This is a genomic window from Vibrio tritonius, assembly GCF_001547935.1.
GTDB classification, from domain to species: domain Bacteria; phylum Pseudomonadota; class Gammaproteobacteria; order Enterobacterales; family Vibrionaceae; genus Vibrio; species Vibrio tritonius.
Window position 1 is genome coordinate 410214 of the sequence record NZ_AP014635.1, and the last position, 16826, is coordinate 427039.

16 protein-coding genes are annotated in these 16826 nt (G+C 43.2%); 12 read left to right on the forward strand and 4 right to left on the reverse strand.

The annotated features are described in order from the left end of the window. The first annotated feature begins 5 nt into the window (after nt 1-5). From JCM16456_RS01855 to JCM16456_RS01875, 5 genes are all read left to right on the forward strand, one after another. On the forward strand, nt 6-3896 hold the full coding sequence (locus JCM16456_RS01855; protein WP_068711864.1) for a YhdP family protein: 3891 nt from the start codon (nt 6-8) through the stop codon (nt 3894-3896). A 13-nt stretch (nt 3897-3909) separates the two neighbouring features. Next, nucleotides 3910-4737 (forward strand): carbon-nitrogen hydrolase family protein, encoded by an 828-nt coding sequence (locus JCM16456_RS01860; RefSeq protein WP_068711866.1) that lies wholly within the window; start codon nt 3910-3912, stop codon nt 4735-4737. Nucleotides 4738-4739: 2 nt separating this feature from the next. Continuing rightward, nucleotides 4740-6185, forward strand: coding sequence for a metalloprotease TldD (tldD, locus tag JCM16456_RS01865; protein WP_068711868.1), 1446 nt, complete (start codon nt 4740-4742; stop codon nt 6183-6185). Nucleotides 6186-6389: 204 nt separating this feature from the next. Next, entirely contained in the window at nt 6390-6809 is a 420-nt protein-coding gene (rraB, locus tag JCM16456_RS01870) for a ribonuclease E inhibitor RraB (protein ID WP_068711870.1), read from the forward strand. Between the two features lie 94 nt (nt 6810-6903). Continuing rightward, nucleotides 6904-7674 (forward strand): glycosyl hydrolase 2 galactose-binding domain-containing protein, encoded by a 771-nt coding sequence (locus tag JCM16456_RS01875; RefSeq protein ID WP_068711872.1) that lies wholly within the window; start codon nt 6904-6906, stop codon nt 7672-7674. A gap of 54 nt (nt 7675-7728) precedes the next feature. Here JCM16456_RS01875 and JCM16456_RS01880 read toward each other — a convergent pair whose 3' ends face one another. From JCM16456_RS01880 to argR, 3 genes are all read right to left on the reverse strand, one after another. Beyond that, nucleotides 7729-8109, reverse strand: a complete 381-nt coding sequence (locus JCM16456_RS01880; protein WP_068711874.1) for a DUF2061 domain-containing protein — start codon at nt 8107-8109, stop codon at nt 7729-7731. 242 nt (nt 8110-8351) lie between these two features. Next, on the reverse strand, nt 8352-9320 hold the full coding sequence (locus tag JCM16456_RS01885) for a TAXI family TRAP transporter solute-binding subunit (protein ID WP_068711875.1): 969 nt from the start codon (nt 9318-9320) through the stop codon (nt 8352-8354). A gap of 310 nt (nt 9321-9630) precedes the next feature. Beyond that, nucleotides 9631-10101, reverse strand: a complete 471-nt coding sequence (gene argR, locus JCM16456_RS01890) for a transcriptional regulator ArgR (RefSeq protein WP_068711877.1) — start codon at nt 10099-10101, stop codon at nt 9631-9633. Nucleotides 10102-10574: 473 nt separating this feature from the next. On the opposite strand from argR, the gene mdh reads away from it, so the two are divergent. Next, on the forward strand, nt 10575-11513 hold the full coding sequence (gene mdh / locus JCM16456_RS01895) for a malate dehydrogenase (RefSeq protein WP_068711879.1): 939 nt from the start codon (nt 10575-10577) through the stop codon (nt 11511-11513). 128 nt (nt 11514-11641) lie between these two features. Here mdh and ispB read toward each other — a convergent pair whose 3' ends face one another. Then, nucleotides 11642-12613, reverse strand: coding sequence for an octaprenyl diphosphate synthase (gene ispB / locus JCM16456_RS01900; protein ID WP_068711881.1), 972 nt, complete (start codon nt 12611-12613; stop codon nt 11642-11644). Between the two features lie 270 nt (nt 12614-12883). Here ispB and rplU point away from each other — a divergent pair, with 270 nt between their 5' ends. The 6 genes from rplU (at nt 12884) to folA (ending at nt 16773) form a co-directional block, all read left to right on the forward strand. Beyond that, complete coding sequence (gene rplU / locus JCM16456_RS01905; protein ID WP_068711883.1) at nt 12884-13195, forward strand: 50S ribosomal protein L21; 312 nt, start codon at nt 12884-12886, stop codon at nt 13193-13195. Nucleotides 13196-13215: 20 nt separating this feature from the next. After that, nucleotides 13216-13473, forward strand: a complete 258-nt coding sequence (gene rpmA, locus JCM16456_RS01910) for a 50S ribosomal protein L27 (protein WP_068711885.1) — start codon at nt 13216-13218, stop codon at nt 13471-13473. Nucleotides 13474-13690: 217 nt separating this feature from the next. Continuing rightward, nucleotides 13691-14866, forward strand: coding sequence for an Obg family GTPase CgtA (gene cgtA, locus JCM16456_RS01915; RefSeq protein ID WP_068711887.1), 1176 nt, complete (start codon nt 13691-13693; stop codon nt 14864-14866). Between the two features lie 167 nt (nt 14867-15033). Next, nucleotides 15034-15795 carry a threonine/serine exporter family protein gene (locus JCM16456_RS01920; protein WP_068711889.1) on the forward strand — a complete coding sequence of 254 codons (762 nt, stop codon included), beginning with the start codon at nt 15034-15036 and terminating at the stop codon, nt 15793-15795. Between the two features lie 2 nt (nt 15796-15797). Next, entirely contained in the window at nt 15798-16265 is a 468-nt protein-coding gene (locus tag JCM16456_RS01925; protein WP_068711891.1) for a threonine/serine exporter family protein, read from the forward strand. Between the two features lie 25 nt (nt 16266-16290). After that, on the forward strand, nt 16291-16773 hold the full coding sequence (gene folA, locus JCM16456_RS01930; protein WP_068711893.1) for a type 3 dihydrofolate reductase: 483 nt from the start codon (nt 16291-16293) through the stop codon (nt 16771-16773). The last annotated feature ends 53 nt before the right edge of the window (nt 16774-16826 follow it).

The following is a 16826-nucleotide window of genomic DNA, read 5'->3' on the forward strand; positions in this document are numbered from 1 at the left end:
ATTGAGTGATCTCGAGATTAACCCGTTTCGGACGGATAGCGGCTTGGCTTTCAGTCGGCCTTTTGGTTCTGTTGGCAGTCTTTATCACCTCTTTACGGGTGCTGTTGCCTCATATGAATCGTTTTCAGGGTGAAATCGAACAATGGGTCACTCAACAAACTAATATTCAGTTTGAAATCAAAGATGTGCGTGGTTTTTGGCGAAACACGCACCCTTCCATTGCTTTACAAGGCGTTAATGCCGATTTCCCAGACAGTTCTGATATTCATTTTTCTTTTGGTCAATTGGATATTGAATTTGATTTATGGCAATCCCTACTTGAGCAAAAACCAGTTGTTGCAGACCTTACTATCCACAAATTGAAATTGGATGTTCGTTCTGTTGATTGGCAAAAAATTCAATCTGAAGAGACTACTGCCAACCCTTCTGAACAAGAGGAAACCCAGCGACGTATTGTGCAGAGGATCGACAGTTTGTTCCTGCGTCAGTTGGATAACTTCTCTTTGCTCGATTCAACAGTGCAATATCGTGCTATGAATGGCGATATCAAGCAATTAGATATAGAAAGGTTGCGTTGGAATAATCAGGGTAATCAACACTCTGCTGAAGGTGTAGTGAGTCTTGCCGACGTAAAGTTAAACTCTCTGTCTGTGCAGGCTAAATTTGAAGATCATGGCTCCCTGCGAGATATTTCTGGTCAGTTTTATGTTGATGCGAAAGGCGTTCAAGTTCGCCCATGGTTAACTAAGTATGTTAAGGATAAAACAGGCATCAAAAATGGTGTCGTCAATTTTAATGCTTGGGTAACTTTACAGCACAATCAGCCAGTAGATGGATACCTGGAATTACAGCCTTCAGAACTCTCATGGCAGGATAAAAAGAAAACTCACTATTTGGCCTTAGAGTCTGGAATAATCAATTTGTCTCCAACTCATAAAGGATGGCAAGTTAGTATGCACTCACTTAAAGTGCGTACGGATGAACAACTATGGCCAGAATTTGATGCGGCTCTAGATTGGGCTCCGGAAAGTTGGCGTTTGAATGTATCGCAATTGGATATAGGTTCAGTCTTACCATTAGCGCGGCTTTTCTCTGACTCGCCCGAAACTCAGTCACTATTGGGGCAATTGCAACCACGCGGAAATTTAGAAGATATTCGGCTGTCTCGCGGTGATAGTTGGGATTCATTGCGCTATTCGGCTCGCTTAACCGATGGAGCAATTGCACAGTGGCAACTTTTACCTGAAGTTCATCATTTACAGGCGTCTATCCAAGGTTCTCTGGATAAAGCCGATATTCAAGCTTCGTTGCGGGATGATACGTTACCTTATGGTGATGTATTTCAAGCTCCCCTTGTTATTCGCCAAGGTGATGTCAATCTTGTATGGCAAAAGCAGTCTGATGGTTGGTCGCTATGGAGCGATAAGGTCAACGTTACTACTCCTGACTTAAGCGTGAAAGGAGAATTTCGTCTTGATATGCCAGAAAAAGAGAGTCCTCTGCTCTCTTTTTATGCTGAAACTGACTTAGACCAAGCAGGGCAAACATGGCGTTATTTGCCACGTTTGGCTCTTGGTGATGAATTGACAAATTATTTGTCAACTTCGATTCAGGCGGGGCAGGTAAAAACAGCTAAGTTGCTTTGGTATGGACGGTTAGCTGATTTCCCTTACCAAGATCACAATGGGATATTCCAAGCTTGGGTTGGTCTTAAAAATGCTCGTTTTAGTTTTGATACTGCTTGGCCACCGTTGACCGATATGCAGCTAGATTTGCTGTTTGAAAATGATGCGATGTACTTAGACTCGCACTCTGCCAAGTTGATGGATGTTTCTGCGCAGCGCATTATTGGTCAAATACCGTCATTGACAGAAGGTGGCCATATTGAGTTAGACGCACAAGCTCAAGGTGAAGGAAATGCCATCCGAGATTACATGACCTCTTCACCGTTAGTTGATTCTGTAGGCGCTGCCTTAACTGCGGTGCAAGTGAAAGGTATTGTTAAATCGCATTTTCGCTTGAATATACCATTTACTACAGCCGAAGAGCCAAGAGCTTGGGGGTGGGCGGATCTCAACAACAGTACAGTAGATATTGATGCTCCTGCCATTCACCTTAACAACGTTAGTGGGCGTATTGCGTTTGATAATGATGTGGTTACCGCCGCAGGATTGTCGGGGCAGCTACTGAAGCAGCCGGTTTCTTTAGATTTTAAAGGCGAAAGTAATAGCAAAGGCTACAGTGTTCAAATCGATACCATTGGTGATTGGGATGTAAAACCGTTAGGTGATTATGTTGGTCAGCAATGGATCAATCCTGTGAGTGGGCACGCACCTTGGCAAATGGGAGTTCATTTACAACTTAATGATGTAGGGTTTTCCTATCAGATTGACCTACAAGCGGGGTTAAAAGACGTTGCTAGTCATTATCCTTACCCATTGAATAAACGTTTAGGACAGGCTGGGATTGCTCGTCTTGAGGCTTCAGGTAACCAAGAGCAAGTGTCTGCTCGGGTGGAAGTGCCTAACGGTAAGTATCAAGCAGAGATTGATATTACGAAATCAGTACCGGTACTTGAAGCAACTAACCTGCTTTTAGGGCAAGGCAACTTTAAAATGAGTCCAGTGATAGGGAATCACGCGCAAGTAAGAACGAAGAAGTTCGATCTCGATCAGTGGATTGAATTTATTAATCACGCGAAATCGGCATCGGCAGCCATTGGTCCAAGTTCCACAGAGGATATTAAAATTCCTGAGCCTGATCGGGTTGAAATCAATACTAAAGAGCTTAGGTTGGCAGGCTTAGATTGGCACGATGTTGTATTTAGTGGCAGAGAAAAACCAAGTGGTTGGTCTATGAAGTTAGACAGCCAAGAAGCATCGGGAAAAGCCACTTATGTTATGTCGGATGACCTATCGGTTTCTCTTGATAAATTGCATCTCTATGTACCGAAATTGGATGAGCGAGATCCCAAAAAACCATTATTAATTGATGAAGTAAAGCAAGAAGACCCACTAATTTCGCAATTTGATCGCGAGTTCCATCAACTCATGCCAAACTTAAGCTTAGTGATCAATGATTTCTGGTTTCAAGGTTACAAAGTCGGCAAGTTGAATATGGACTTTGTGCGCGAAGGCGACACCTTGCGCTGGAAACGCATAGACATCAATAGTGGCACTAATGAAGTACATGCATCCCTCGATTGGACGCTAACGGATACTACCAGTCATACTCATATGAATATTGGTATGAAAGGTGAGAACAACAGTGATTTGATGGATCGTTTTGGTATCAGCTCCGGGATCCAAAAAGCGCCATTTGAATTGGACTCACAAGTGGAGTGGGATGGTTCTCCATGGACCATGAGGGTTAATACCTTGCAGGGCAACGTGAAAACCGAGCTGGGTAAAGGTGTTATTTCAGATGTGAGTGGTGCAGCGAACTTATTGGGTTTATTTAGCTTAGATTCGTTAATTCGGCGTATGAAACTCGATTTTAGTGACGTATTCGATAAGGGTATGGCCTTCAACTCCATTACGGGGTCTGGGAAAATCTCGCAAGGGGTTTTTGTGACTAACAATATCAATATGGATGCTGTTGCTGGCGAACTGTCACTCAAGGGAATGGCAGACTTGAATTCTCGTATGGTAGATGCCCAAGTCAATTTTGTACCCGATATGACATCAGGTATCCCTGTGCTTAGTGCATTTGCTGTAGCACCAACCACTGCGCTTTACGTTTTGGCGATAACAACAGTGATTTCTCCTGTTGTTGAAGTGTTTACGGAAGTGAACTATGAAATCAAAGGACCTTTGGATTCTCCAGTGGTAAAAGAGATTTCACGGAGCAAAGGTGAATACAAATTGCCGGAGAATTTAACTAAGCCGGCTCAATAAGAAGGAGAACAGTGTGAGTCGCGTGGGTGTAATCCAAATGACGTCTGGACCTTCAGTGGCCGATAACGTTACTTTTATCGAAAAGCAGATAGCGCGCTTAGTTAAACATGGTGCACAATGGATTGTGACACCGGAGAATGCCTTATTATTTAGTCATCGTAACGATTATCACGCTTATGCAGAAACATTAGGCCATGGGCCAATTCAGGTGCGTTTATGTGAAATTGTTCGCCATCATAAGGTCTGGTTGTTGATAGGAAGTATGCCTATTCGCCGTTCTACCGGTGTGACATCAACGGCTGTTTTACTTGATCCTCAGGGTCAATGTCATGCTTATTATGATAAGCTGCATATGTTTGATGTGGATGTCGATGATGCGCAGCAGCGTTATCGAGAGTCTGAAACCTTTGTTCCCGGTAATCAAGTTGTGGTAACAGACACGCCATTCGGTCGGTTAGGGTTCTCCATCTGTTACGATTTACGCTTCCCTGCCTTGTATTCTGAATTACGCAAACAAGGTGCACAGGTGATCGTGGTGCCGGCAGCTTTTACTGCTATTACAGGGCAAGCTCATTGGGAAGTATTACTACGAGCTAGAGCCATCGAAACACAGTGTTGGATTGTTGCTGCTGCACAAGGGGGAGTCCACCCTAATGGTCGAGAAACATGGGGACATTCGATGGTGATTAGTCCATGGGGTGAAGTCATTTCCTCATTAGAGCAGCAAGCGGGTTGTTTAATTGTTGAGATGGATGAGGAGAAATCTCAGCAGATTCGTAACACCATGCCCGTCATAGAACATGTGCGCTTTCGCAACCAATTTAAACCAATAAAGAGCTAGATATGAGTATTAACCGCATTGAAGAAGCACTATTAACACCCGCAGGGCTGACAGAGCAAGATATTGCGGATACCTTGTCGAGCATTGCAACTCGGCAAATTGATTACGCCGACATCTATTTTCAGTCCAGTTGGCATGAGTCTTTAGTTTTAGAAGATAGCATTATTAAAGATGGCTCATTTAACATCGATTGTGGTGTTGGTGTTCGTGCTGTCACTGGTGAAAAGACCGGTTTTGCTTATTCTGATCAAATTCAATTAGACGGCTTGAGACAGAGTGCACAAGCCGCTAGAGGTATTGCACAGCAAGGTCAACAAGGCCAAGTGCAGGCGTTTAAACGCCAAGATAACCAAGCTTATTATTCGGCTGTTAATCCACTTGATAGTTGGGAAAAACAGCAAAAAACAGAATTATTAAAGCAGCTGGATGCTTACATTCGAACTAAAGAACCTTTAATCCAAGAAGTATCGGTAAGTTTGAGTGGTGTTCATGAGCAGATGTTAGTTGCTGCTACTGATGGTACTTATGCTGGGGATATTCGTCCTCTTGTACGTCTTTCTATCAGTGTTCTTGCTCAGAAAGGTGATCGTCGTGAACGTGGTAGCTCTGGCGGTGGTGGTCGTTTCACTTACGACTATTTCTTAAATGAAGTTGAAGGTCAAAAAATCGCCTTTTCTTATGCCGATGAAGCGATTCGCCAAGCGCTGGTAAACCTTGAAGCGGTCGCTGCACCTGCAGGAACAATGCCAGTGGTTCTTGGCTCGGGGTGGCCTGGCGTGCTATTGCATGAAGCGGTAGGTCATGGTCTTGAAGGTGACTTTAACCGTAAAGGTTCATCTGTGTTTTCCGGTAAAGTCGGCAGTAAAGTCACTTCCGATTTATGTACCATTGTTGATGACGGCACACTGAAAGATTTACGAGGTTCACTAAATGTCGATGATGAAGGCGTCAATGGTCAATACAATGTGTTGATTGAAAAAGGCACGTTGAAAGGTTACATGCAGGATAAACTCAATGCTCGTTTAATGGGGGTTGCTCCTACGGGTAATGGACGCCGGGAATCTTATGCACATTTGCCAATGCCCCGCATGACTAATACTTACATGTTACCTGGCGAACACACACCTGAAGAGATTATCTCTACTGTGAAAAAAGGGGTGTATGCGCCTAATTTCGGTGGTGGCCAAGTAGATATTACCTCCGGTAAGTTTGTGTTCTCTGCTTCAGAAGCGTACTTGATTGAAAACGGTAAAATTACCACGCCAATCAAAGGCGCAACCTTAATTGGGTCTGGTATTGAAGCAATGCAGCAGGTTTCTATGGTTGGTAATGATCTTGGTATTGACCGTGGTGTTGGCGTTTGTGGTAAAGCCGGTCAAAGTGTTCCTGTTGGTGTGGGTCAGCCAACATTAAAATTGGATGCACTGACTGTCGGTGGTACTGAATAGTCATCCCAATATGATGAAAAGCTGCGCTGGTCGTGGCTTTTTTTATGTGGGTAGAAAATCGAACCGAAGAATCCGTTTGATCATTGAGCGGAAAAATAGTGGAAAGATCGGGCAATCACGATGTTGTGGCTGGTAATTGTTAACGATCCGTGCCATATTTCGGGCCAATTAAATTGATCCTGTTTTTATTATCTGGAGCGCACTATGTCTCATGAAGATGACTACATGTCTGTGGAAGAATTAATTGAGTTTCAAAAAGAAGAGACTCGCGACATTATCACAGCTTTACTTGAAGATGGCAGTGATCCGGATGCCCTCTATGAGATCGAACACCACTTGTTTGCTGAAGATTTTGAGCAGCTAGAAAAAGCAGCGGTTGATGCCTTCAAAATGGGTTTTGAAGTTCTAGAAGCAGAAGAAACTGAAGATGAAGACGGCAATAAATTGCTGTGCTTTGATGCAAGCATGCAATCAGCATTAACTCCAGAGCTTATTGATGCACAAGTCGAAAAACTAGTTAACTTGGCTGAAAAACACGACATCATTTATGATGGTTGGGGCACTTACTACGAAGGTGAAGATGCTCTTTACAGCGAAGAAGATGAAGAAGACGAAGACGAGTAACTGTTTTGTTACGGAAAGTGCCAGCCATGAGGCTGGCATTTTTTTATCCTGTTGGGTATAAAGAAACAAATTTATTACAACAATGATACTTAATATGACTCAGCTTTCTTTAGCCGGACTTTGGCAGGTTTCTCCGCTCACCGATCTTTCAATACCGCAAGATGACATCACTTTTCCAGCGCCTTTAAGTGCGGTATTGCCTGCAGAACTCAGTGAGGAGATCATTGCTCAGCAAGAATGGCACTTAATGCATGATTTTGAATTGGATGAAGCCCTTATGCTCTATCCAGCGATCGACCTAGTTCTCTCAGGGATCGACTATCATGCCGAAGTGCGGATTAATGGGGTGGCGGTATTTGATTGTGATGGATCTCAATCTGCGTACCGTAAAGACATTAAACCATACGTTAATCGTGGTGGTAATCGTGTTGAAATCCTGTTTCTTGAAGAAGATGAAGACTTGCTTCTTGGTGATGAATGGGGAGATGAGTTTGTCGATCCCATTGAATCTTTCGATTCTCGGATGGGGATTTGGCGTGAACCCTACTTGCAGTTTGTGCCACATGTTCGGCTCGGTAAGGTTGAGACAGAGCAGATCTGGCATCACGGTGGGTGTGAGTTATTGGTTACCTTTGGATTTGAGACTCTTAAACCTGATTTGGTCTCTGCATCGGTGAAATTTGATGGGATGACCTACTATGTTCCTATTGATGTAAGAGCTAGCCAAGCGAGTGTGCTTTTCCAAGTCGATGCACCTAAGCGTTATGATCCGAATAATCCTGATCAAGATGCATTGTACCAAGTCGATGTCGAATTGGATGGCCAGTCTTCCTCAGTCACCGTCGCTCTAGTGGAAAGCGACTAACGATTTATAAAAGAGAGCATCCATTGGTGCTCTCTTTTTTGTAATGTATCCAGACTAGTGCGCTAAACATTGCCACTGAGTTTTACGTTGCCAAATTCGTTCATGAAAATAGTACACACAGGTGTTAATACTTGGCTCGATAAGCGCCATGATACCACCAACGACTAAACTACCACTGATAATGTAAGAGACCATAAACGCCACACTAAAGTGAACGAAGGCGAAGCTCACCGTTTTCCACTGTGGTGTTTGTGTTCGTTGATTGCGCTTACTCATCATATTCCAAGCTCGTTCATGAAAGTAAAACGCAACCGTATTGACCATAGGTTCAATCATGGCAATTAGACTGCCGAGTAGAATGTCGCCAGTCAGTAGATAAGCGACAATCATTGCGACGGTAAAGTGTATTGCAGCAAAACTTAGAGTCTTTTTCATTGTGTTATCCACCGAGATAATGATGAGTTTTATATAGTATTGATAATTATTCTCAACTTTACCAGTGGATTTTATCTATCGGTGAGATAGGCAAAACATTGGATGCGATTAATCACATAGCAAAAGCAGTTGTTGGAAAAGGACTAAAGTGATTGGTCGGTAAGAGTAGGGAGCTGTTTTGGAATGTTGTCTCTGCTATCCCTAGTAACCTCAGGATCCTGAGGTTACTAGGGACATACAGGTTATTTTATGAGGCCAATTTCTTTGTAATATTTCAATGCTCCAGGATGCAGTGGAATTGAAATACCATCTTTTACCATGTCTTCTTTTTTTAAGTTGGCGAAAGCTGGATGTAGATGTTTAAACGTATCAAAGTGTTCAAATACGGCTTTTGCTACGTTATAGGCTACGTCATCAGGAACGTTTGAGTTAGTGACAAGAGTTGCTGCAACGCCAAAGCTTTTTACATCTTGGTCTGTACCGCGATACATGCCTGCGGGCACATTAGTATAAGCATAGTAGGGGTGTTCTTTTACTATATTATCTATTTTGTCCCCTGTGGCAGGGATCAACTTAGCGTTGCAAGCTGTGGTTGCTTCTTTGATGGCACCATTCGGATGGCCAACCATATAAATAAATGCATCAATTTTATTGTCACAAAGGGCTTGTGAACGCTCTGAAGCCTTTAATTCTGAGCTTTTTTTAAAGCTTGAGGTAGTCCACCCAAATGCATCCATCACGACTTGCATTGTCGCTCGGTCGCCAGAACCTGGATTGCCTAAATTAATTCGTTTACCAGCGAGATCTTGGACATTTTCTATATCTGAGCCTTCACGGGCGATAATGTTAAAAGGTTCTGTATGGAGAGAAAAAATAGCGCGCAGTTTTTTATAAGGCCCCTGCTCCTTAAATACACTTGTGCCATTGTAAGCATGATACTGCCAGTCTGACTGGACAATACCGAATTCTAGCTCGCCCGAGCGAATACTGTTTACGTTGTAAATTGAACCGTCAGTTGATTCAACAGAGCAGCGGATATTGTGAGCCTTGCGATCTTTGTTAACTAACTTACAAATCGCGCCACCTGCCGGATAATAAACACCAGTCACAGAACCCGTGCCGATCGTAATAAACTCTTGGGCGTTGGCTGTGCTAGCGAAACAAATGGCGGTGGTGAGGGCTCCCACGTGAACGAGTTTTTGTAATGTCATCAATTTTATCCTTCACTGTTCTGTTCGTTTTGGCGAAAGCTCGGGTATGAATAATTCTTCCCTTAAGCGAATTGTCGTCAATGAGTGCATATTGAGCAAATCATACCAACAAAATGAGGTGAAAATTACAGAAGGGGAGTATTTAGTGGCTGTAAATTGATGAATAATTGAGGAATAAGTAAGGCTTTTGTTTATTTTTACTTTTAAATCAGTGTGTTGCTGATTATGTGCCGGTATGGTGTTATATAAAATAAATGTGAGAAAAATCACGTACAGTTAGAAAACTGCACGTGAAAAATCAATGGGTTAATTACCCATTGTATTCAAAAAGTTCACAAACTGAGTTATACAACTGCTCTGTTGAGACTGGCATAGTTGGAGTAATAAAAATCGTATCGTCACCCGCAACTACCCCTAAGATGCCTTCAGATTTACCCAAAGAGTCGAGTAGGCGCGCGATCAATTGTGCTGCACCTGGGCCTGTGTGAATCACTACCAAGGCTGCATTATGGTCAATATCCAACACTAACTCACGCAGAGAGCTTGATACTGTAGGGACCCCCAATTCAGCGGGCAAACAGTACACCATCTCCATTTTGGCATTACGAGTACGTACGGCGCCAAATTTTGTTAGCATTCGTGATACTTTAGATTGGTTAATATTCTCAAACCCTTCACTTTTCAAGGCATCGACAATGTCACCTTGTGAACCAAAGCGTTCTTCTTTTAGCAAAGCCTTGAAAGCACGAATGAGATTATCTTGCTTATCTATATTGCGCATATTTCTTCTTTTATTCAGTTATACCCAAGTGCCCCAAAGGGCAAGTTGTATTCGCCCTTATACGGCATTACCGATTAATAACTAGGTATTCAAATCGGTGCCTTGCCTATGAGCGAAGACATTCTCGCTGAAACAGCATCTTGAGGTGACTTGGGTAGATGCTCATCAATTACTGCATATTTTCGCATAGATATGCATGATTAGCCAAATTATTCAATAAAAGTGTCAGAAAGGTCACTTAAACACACAAAAAGTACTGTCTTTGAGCTATCCTGACTTGAGGTTTTACGAATTATTCCCATAATGACGCCCCCTTTTAGGTGTAAGTGGTCGGTTATGTATTGAGCAAGCTCTCAAAAGTAAAAGTTAAATTATTGTAACGAAAATGTGATTACTATAATTTCACAGAAGTTAGCTCCACATACCCTACTGAACACATATATAAGAGACCAGAAGTCTCAAGGAGAATTAGAATGAAAGTCGCTGTTATTGGTGCCGCTGGTGGTATCGGTCAAGCTCTTGCATTGTTGCTCAAGAATCGTCTTCCTGCTGGATCTGATCTAGCGCTATACGATATCGCTCCCGTGACTCCCGGTGTTGCCGCGGATCTAAGTCACATTCCAACCCCTGTTTCGATCAAAGGCTACGCAGGCGAAGATCCTACGCTCGCTTTGGAAGGTGCTGATGTGGTTTTGATCTCTGCTGGCGTTGCTCGCAAACCAGGTATGGATCGTGCGGATCTTTTCAATGTGAATGCTGGCATTGTGAAATCAATCGCGGAAAAGGTCGCTCATTGCTGTCCTAAAGCATGTGTGGGGCTAATTACTAACCCAGTAAACACTACTGTCCCAATTTTTGCCGAAGTCATGAAAAAGGCGGGCGTTTACGATAAGCGTAAACTCTTTGGCGTCACTACCCTAGATGTTATTCGTGCGGAAACCTTTGTTGCAGGATTAAAAGGTAAAGACCCAAGTGATGTGCGTGTTCCCGTCATTGGTGGACACTCTGGTGTGACGATATTGCCATTACTTTCTCAAGTTTCAGGCGTTTCTTTCTCTGATGAAGAGGTTGAAGCGCTTACCAATCGCATTCAAAATGCAGGTACTGAAGTGGTAGAAGCCAAAGCGGGTGGTGGATCGGCTACGCTCTCTATGGGTCAAGCTGCTTGCCGTTTTGGTTTATCTTTAGTGAAAGCACTACAAGGCGAGAAAGGTATTTTGGAATACGCCTATGTGGATGGCGGCAGTCGTCATGCTTCATTCTTTGCCCAGCCAGTTACCTTAGGTAAAGATGGTTTAGAAGAAGTACATGATTATGGCAAGTTGAGTGCTTACGAGCAAAACGCCCTTGATGGGATGTTAGATACACTCAATAAAGATATCCAGCTTGGTGTCGATTTTGCCAATAAATAAGTTGTTTTCCTGCTAGTAGATCATCTGTTTGCTAACAGAGCGAATAGGAAATTGAGATAATAAAAAGCCGACGTTAGCTACGTCGGCTTTTTCATATCTGCTCTAAAAATAAAGAGGGGTAACAACGGTTACTTAGTGCGGTTCACTGCCATGTGAGCGAGAGTAATCAGTGCTTCTTTATACTGGCTATCTGGAATAATGGCTAATTCCGCGATCGCTTTATCTGCCTCTTGTTGCGCTTTTTTGATGGTGTAGTCTAACGATCCTGCTTGATCCATCGCTTCAAGGATCTCGTTGAGACGAGCCATGCCGTTGGCGTGTTCGATCGCCTCTCTGATCATCGTTTCTTGTTCTGGATTACCATTACGCATTGCGTGTAGTAGAGGGAGAGTTGGTTTCCCTTCAGCCAGATCATCACCGACGTTTTTACCCATCTCTTTACCATCAGAAGTGTAATCCATCACGTCATCGATTAATTGAAAGGCTGTGCCAAGATAACGCCCATAATTTTGCATTGCCACTTCTATCTCTTTTGGAGCTTCGATGAGCAGGGCGCCAATTTGGGTGGCTGCTTCAAACAAACGTGCCGTTTTAGAATAGATGACTTGCATGTAACTTTCTTCAGTGGTGTCAGGGTCGTTACAGTTCATCAACTGTTGAACTTCACCTTCGGCAATTACATTTACCGCATCGCTCATTACAGTCAAAATTGGCATTGAACCGAGTTGAGTCATCATTTGGAAAGAGCGAGTGTAGATATAATCACCTACTAGCACGCTAGCTGCGTTGCCAAAAGCCGCGTTTGCGGTTTCTTTTCCACGACGCATATCAGACTCATCGACAACATCATCATGCAGTAAAGTTGCTGTATGAATAAATTCGATGAATGCGGCAGCAAGTGTATGCTTTTCACCCTCATACCCAAGTGCTTTTGCCGATAATATCGCCAAAAGTGGACGTAAGCGTTTACCACCACTACTAACGATATAAAACCCTAGTTGGTTGATGAGAGAGACATCTGAGTTTAGTTGCGCTTGAATTGTTTCATTCACTTTTGCCATGTCATCGGCAGTAAGCGCTTGGATAGCTTTAAAATCCATTATAAATCCGGCTGAAGTTAGAGCCTTTATGGCGTTTTGTTCTTCGATAATTATTGAATAATACACTAAAAAACATTGATAAATACATGGTAGAAAGGCATGATTGCGCCACTTTTCTTTGGCGATTAGCTTTTCGCCAATTTTTTTCAAATATGGCTTGTCATGGGGACGTCATTCGCGTAGAATCTGCGCCCTATTGATGATTAGTTTAGCGCACACCCAAAATGCAAAAATTACGCATACGGCTGTGCGGAAAGAGCGGAGTAAAATATGTACGCTGTTTTCCAATCTGGTGGTAAACAACACCGTGTAAGCGAAGGTCAAACTCTTCGTTTAGAAAAATTAGACGTTGAAACTGGTGCAACTATCGAATTCGATAAAGTGCTTCTAGTTGCAAACGGCGAAGAAATTAAAGTTGGTGCTCCTCTAGTAGAGGGCGGTAAAGTTGTAGCAGAAGTTGTACAACACGGTCGTGGCGATAAAGTTAAAATCGTTAAGTTCCGTCGTCGTAAGCACTCTCGCAAACAACAAGGTCACCGTCAGTGGTTCACAGAAGTGAAAATCACTGGTATTAACGCTTAAGTTATTAGGAGAGTCTAACAATGGCACACAAAAAAGCTGGTGGTTCTACTCGTAACGGCCGCGATTCTGAAAGTAAACGCCTAGGTGTTAAACGTTTCGGTGGTGAATCTGTTCTTGCAGGTAACATCCTAGTTCGTCAACGTGGTACTAAGTTCCACGCTGGTTCTAACGTAGGTATCGGTAAAGACCACACTCTTTTCGCTCTTGCTGAAGGCAAAGTGAAATTCGAAGTGAAAGGTCCTAAAAACCGTAAATTCGTTAGCATCGAAGCTGAATAAGTTTAGTTTCTAGATGAATCCAAAAGCCCTGCCGTTAGGTGGGGTTTTTTATTTATCTAAGACAAAGAAAGTGTAGAGCTAATACCAAGATACTTACGATTGAGTAACTTGTTATCTGTTCCAAAGCGGAGAGGTGTGTCACGGTACACCGGCTTCTGCTAAAATTTATATCATTCTCAGTAAATGATGTTGCAACGCAAATTGTGCGGAGTAAAAAATGAAATTCGTTGATGAAGCGGTAGTGAAGGTTCAAGCTGGTGATGGCGGCAACGGTGTTGTTAGCTTCTGGCGCGAAAAATTCGTTACCAAAGGTGGCCCGGATGGCGGCGACGGTGGTGATGGCGGCGATATTTATATCGAAGCAGACGAAAACCTTAACACCCTTATCGATTACCGTTTTCAACGCTTCTATGAAGCAGAACGCGGTCAAAATGGTAGTGGCGGCAACTGTACTGGTAAACGCGGTAAAGACAAAGTTATGCGTGTTCCTGTCGGTACTCGTGCGGTTGATATCCACACCAATGAAATTGTGGGTGAAGTTGCTGAGCACGGTAAACGTGTGATGGTTGCTAAAGGTGGTTGGCATGGCTTAGGAAACACACGTTTCAAGTCTTCAGTTAACCGCGCACCACGTCAAAAGACGATGGGTACTAAAGGTGAAGTTCGTGAACTTCGCTTGGAATTATTGTTGCTTGCTGATGTGGGTATGCTTGGTTTGCCAAACGCAGGTAAATCGACCTTTATCCGTGCGGTATCTGCAGCAAAACCAAAAGTAGCTGATTATCCATTTACAACACTCGTGCCTAGCTTAGGTGTTGTGAGTGTTGTTCCAGAGAAAAGCTTTGTGGTTGCTGATATTCCTGGATTGATCGAAGGTGCGGCTGACGGCGCAGGCCTAGGTATTCGCTTCTTGAAACACCTAGAACGTTGTCGTGTATTACTACATATGATCGACATTATGCCGATCGATCAAAGTGATCCTGTTGAAAACGCTTTAACGATCATCGATGAGCTTGAGCAATACAGTGAAAAACTAACGAATAAACCTCGTTGGTTGGTATTTAACAAAGTGGATCTTATGCCTGAAGAAGAGGCGAATGAGATTATCCAAAACGTTATTGATGCATTAGGTTGGGAGGATGAATTCTTCAAAATCTCTGCTATCAATCGTAATGGAACTAAAGAACTTTGTATGAAGCTCGCTGATTTCATGGAAAATCTACCTCGTGAAGAGGAAGTGATAGCTGATGAGCAAAGCGTTGAGTTTATGTGGGATGATTACCACAAAACTGCGATGGCTAGTGAAGATGTTGTCACCGAAGATGATGATTGGGACGACGAAGATTGGGATGACGAAGAAGATGACGGTCACGTTATCTATGTTCGTGAATAATCACTGATCCAAATTTGGAAGAGCCGCAATAGTTATTGCGGCTTTTTTGTGTCTAAATCAAAGGAAATACATTCTCGCTGAAACCGCATCTTGAGGTTACTTGGGTATAAATCTTATGTATCATCAGCACATCAATGTCATTCACCGTATTGGTTAGGAAAGGAATCATGATCTCAAAGCAGAGAGCTGTCTCTCGTTTGATTGCTCAAGCTGGGCAGATGTTATTGGCCCACGGCGCAGAAAGTACTTTAGTTGGCGATATTATGCGTCGTATGGGATTTGCTTGTGGTATGCGTGAGGTCGAAGTCTCTCTATCTGCTAGCTCCTTAGTCGTAACGACTGTGTATGATGATCATTGCATTACCACTACCCGTAGTTGCCCCGATAAAGGGCTTAACATGCGAGTTGTGACTCAAGTGCAGCGGATCTGCATTATGATGGAGCGCAATTTGCTCGATCACTCCATGGCTCAACATAAACTGGATACGATCAGCCCCAAACGTTATAACCGTTGGATCGTGATCTTAATGATTGGTCTTTCCTGTGCTTCGTTCAGTCGTTTAGCTGGAGGGGACTGGGCTGTATTTGCTATGACCTTCATCGCTTCCGCGGTTGGTATGGGGGCTCGGCAGGAGATGGCCTCTCGTCATTTTAATCCACTACTCAACTTTGCAGCTACCGCGTTTGTGACTTCTCTTATTTCCACTCAAGCAATTAATTATCATATCGGTAATACGCCTACGTTGGTGATGGCATCTTCAGTGTTGATGCTGGTACCAGGCTTTCCTTTGATTAATGCGGTAGCGGATATGTTGAAAGGTTATGTGAATATGGGGATTGCCCGGTTTACTTTTGCCAGCCTACTGACATTGTCTATCTGTCTTGGCATCATTGCTGCTATGCGTATTACTGGAATCTGGGGGTGGTGATCATGGAATCGTTTTTCTTAGGCCTATTGAACGATATGTTTTTTGCTGCCATTCCCGCTGTCGGGTTCGCTTTGGTATTTAATGTGCCTGTTCATGCTTTGCGTTTTTGTGCCATTTTGGGGGCAGTAGGACACGGCTCGCGCTTCGTTATGATGCACTTTAACTTTCCGATAGAATGGGCCACGTTCTTTGCGGCATCGATTGTGAGTTTCATTGGTATTTATTGGTCGAAGAAGTTTCTTGCGCATCCCAAAGTTTTCACCGTTGCTGGAATAATTCCTATGGTTCCCGGTGTTTTTGCTTATAAAGCGATGATTGCCATGGTACAGATAAATCACGACGGTTTTTCACTGCATTTGATGCAAGTATTGACGGAAAATTTCTTAAAGGCGATGTTTATTATCGCTGGTCTAGCCATTGGTCTTGCGGTGCCTGGACTGCTATTCTATCGCCGTAAACCCATTATTTAGCCACCCAGTAAATCTGAGATAAAGCATGTTAATTAGTATGATTGCCGCGATGGCAAACGATAGAGTGATAGGTAAAGACAACCAAATGCCTTGGCATTTACCTGCTGACTTTACTTGGTTTAAACGCTGTACCATGGGCAAACCTGTGGTTATGGGTAGAAAGACGTATGAGTCAATCGGACGTCCGTTACCTGGTCGTCATAATATTGTGATCAGTCGCGACGACTCTTTAGTGATTGACGGTGTTTCCATTGTGTCATCGATCGAACAAGCTCTTGAGTTAGTTAAAGAGAGTGAAGAAGTGATGATCATTGGTGGTGGTTCTATTTATCAAGCATGTCTTGCCAAAGCTAACCGTTTATATGTCACAGAAATTAAAGCGGATATAGAAGGTGATACCCATTTCCCAGATTGGGGGCAAGGTTGGCAAGAGAGCCATCGAGAAACGTATAAGGCGGATGACAAGAACCAATATGATATGGAATTTGTCATTTTAGATCGTCAATAAAGAAAACCTGGCTCTGCCAGGTTTTTTTATGTGATTCGGTTTTGATACAGATG